This is a genomic window from Xanthomonas sp. SHU 199 (assembly GCF_000364665.1).
Lineage (GTDB): Bacteria > Pseudomonadota > Gammaproteobacteria > Xanthomonadales > Xanthomonadaceae > Xanthomonas_A > Xanthomonas_A sontii.
Window position 1 is genome coordinate 1 of record NZ_AQOI01000043.1, and the last position, 3,028, is coordinate 3,028.

A 3,028-nucleotide genomic window follows, 5' to 3' on the forward strand; every position below is an offset into this window, starting at 1 on the left:
CACGCGCGCGGCGCAGGTCTCGCGCTGCGCTTCCAGGCGCGCGCGCTCGCGGCTCACCTGCGCGCGCTCCAGGCGCACGTCCTCGTAGGTACGACGCGCCTGGTCGCGGCGCGCGCGGACGGTGGCGATCTGCTCGCCCAGCGCGCGCAGCGCGGTGTCGCCCTCGCGCAGTTGCAGCAGTTGCTCGGCGATGTCGCTCAGGCGCTGCAGCTTGGGCGCGACGTCGATCTCGTCCCACTCGCGCTCGGCCAGGGTGTGCGCGGCCAGTTGCCGGCCCTGGTCCTGTTCGCGCTGCTTGCGCAGGGCGGCGACGTCGGCGTCGCAGGCGGCGATGCGCTGCGCCAGGGTCTGGCCCTCACGCTCGAAGACCTTGAGCTTGTCGCGGTTGTCGTAGCCGAGCAGCCAGCGCTTGCGGTCGCCGACCGCGTGGCGGTCGTCCTTCTCGTAGCGATCGCCCGGATGTTTGACCTGGCCCTCGCGGGTGATCGCACGCTCGGCATCGCGCAATTGCGCCACGGTATCGACGCAGGTGTAATCGAAACGCCGCGCCAGTTCCTGGCGCAGCCACGGCGCATAGGCATGGTCGCGCAGTTCCAGCTTGCGCAGCAGCGACTTCGCGTCGGGCTCGCGCTGCTGCAGCGGCGCGTTGTGGCGCACGCGGAAGTACACCAGGCGGGTGCCGAGCTGGGTCTTGTTGACCCAGTCGGCGACGCTGGCGTAGTGGCGTTCGTCGACCAGCAGCGACTGCGCGAAGCCGTGCAGCACGCGCTCGATCGCGCCGCGCCAGGCAGCCTGGTCGGCCTCCACCTGCACCAGCTCGCCGACGAACGGCAGGGCGGCTTCGGACAGGCCGGTCTCGGCGCACAGCCGCGCGCGCAGCGCCTGCATCGGCGCGGGAATGCTCGAGGGCGCCTTCAGCAGCGCCTCGATCTCGGTGCGGATGACCGCGAAACGGCGTTCGTCCTCGCGGCGCTCGGCCATGCGCTCGGCGATCGCCTCGTCCAGGCTGCTGGCCTCGCCGGCGACGCCGTCGCGCAACGCGCGCGCCTGCGCCACCTGCTCGGCAAAACCGCTGGCGCTGCCGGCCAGGCCCATGCCGAGCTGGCGGCAGGCCTGTTCGACCTGGCTGCGGCGGCGCATGCGCTCGTCGCGCTCGCGCTCGACGCGGCCGCGTTCGCGCTCCAGCGCCTCGACCTGTTCGCCGCCCTGCGCGCGCTGCTGCGTCTCCAGCTCGGCCAGGGTCTGCTCGTGGTTGTCCAGCGCTTCGCGGCGCTGCCCTTCCTCGCCGGCCAGGCCGCGATCCTGGGTGTCCAGTTCCTGCAGGCGTGCATCGAGCAGGGCCAGGCGGCGCTGCTCGCGGTAGCCGTCGATGCCCAGCTGCAGTTCGCGCAGCTCGCCGACGCTGTGGCGCAGCGCCAGCAGTTCGGCGTGGTAGTCGCGCGCCGGGGTCAGGGTTTCCACCTGGCGCCGCGCGGTCACCACCGCGTGGTGCGCGCCGTCGAGTTCGGCGAAGTCCTCGACCAGGCGGTCGGCGGCCTCGAAGGTGCGCGGCTCGTCGAGCATGAAGCTGCGCAGGAACGCGTTGAGATCGCCCAGGTTCTTCGCCGACTGGGTCTTGTGCAGCAGCCGCAGCGCCATCTCGTTGCCGATGCCGAGCAGGTGGCGGAAGCGCTCGGCGTAGCCGGCGAAGCTGTCGAAGTGGTGCACGTCCTCGCCCAGGCGCAGCTTGAGCCGGCGCAGGTCCAGGTCGAAGCCGTCCAGCTCGGCGGCCACGTCGAAGCCGCGCGGCACCACCATGTAGTGCTTGCGCACGTCGGCCGCGGCGGTGCCGCTGCCGGCGATCCAGAACAGCCGCACCAGGCTCACCGCCTGGCCCTGCGCGTTGCGGTACTCCAGCGCCAGCGCCGACCAGGTCGCGCCCTTGCGCAGGTACTGGGTGGCGATCTCGCCGGAGGCGCTGTCCTGCTGGTCGGCCCAGGCGCCGCGCACGTAGGACACCAGGCTGCGGTCGCGGCCGCTGCGCTCGGCCTCGCGCGCGGCGGCGTTGAAATCGACGATGCTCGGCGGGGTCAGCAGCGCCGACATCGCATCGAGCAGGGTCGACTTGCCCGAACCGGAGCGGCCGACGAACAGGAAGCCCTTCTCGGCGATCGGCACGTCGGTCAGGCCGTTGAAGGTGCCCCAGTTGTGCACCTGCAGGCGGCGCATGCGGTACTGCTGCGCGCGCTGCTCGACCAGGGTCTCGGCGAACAGGGACGGGGCGACGGGGACGGTGGACGATTCGGACAGGGACGTCATCGGGAACTCATCGGAAAACGGGGACGGCCGCCACGGCGGCCGGCGCACGGTGCAAAGCCGGCGCTAGGCGTGCGCGACGTGCGGGCGCGGGCCGGTCACGGCGCCGCCTCGGCCACGCCGTCGCGCAGGCCGCGATAGGCCGTCGCCAGCGCCTGCACGTCCTCGGCCGAGAACAGCAGCTTCAGCGCGGGCGAGACTTCGTAGCGGTCCTCGCTGCCGCGCAGCTTGGACAGCAGGTGGTTGTCGCGCATCTTGGCGATCGCCGCCAGCACCCGCCGGGCGAAACCGGCGCGGTCGGTGGACACGTTCTTCTCGTACACCGACAACACCTCCAGCAGCTGCGCCTCGTCGACCACCGCGCGCTCGCCACGGGTGTCGGCCTCGGCCAGTTGCTGGCGCAGGAACAGCAGCAGCACCGACTCGATGAAGGTCAGTGGCGCGGTGCGCAGCAACGCCGGGGTCTCCAGCTCGCCGGTATCGGCCTGGCGCGCGAATGCCACACCGCCATCGCGGTCCAGCACCAGTTCCAGGAACAGCTCGCTCAGCACGCGGCGGACCGCGGCCTCGTGGCGCAGCAATGCCTGCCACAGCGGGCCGTGCCGGTAGGCATCGACGCTGGGGCCGGACAGCAACTGGCACAGCGCGCGCCGCGCCTCCAGCGGCAGGCTGCCGCTGTCGCCGGCGAACAGCGCGGTGCCGGCCTCGGCCGCCGCGGACGTGGCGGCGGCCG

2 protein-coding genes are annotated in these 3,028 nt (G+C 72.5%); both read right to left on the minus strand.

The window, feature by feature from the left end:
- A partial coding sequence (locus D183_RS0102390; protein ID WP_017907575.1) for an ATP-binding protein occupies window positions 1–2,298 on the minus strand: 2,298 nt, incomplete at its 3' end.
- A gap of 95 nt (window positions 2,299–2,393) precedes the next feature.
- A complete protein-coding gene (locus D183_RS0102395; protein ID WP_081613246.1) occupies window positions 2,394–2,987 on the minus strand; it encodes a DUF4194 domain-containing protein in 594 nt (197 codons plus the stop codon).
- Window positions 2,988–3,028: the final 41 nt, after the last annotated feature.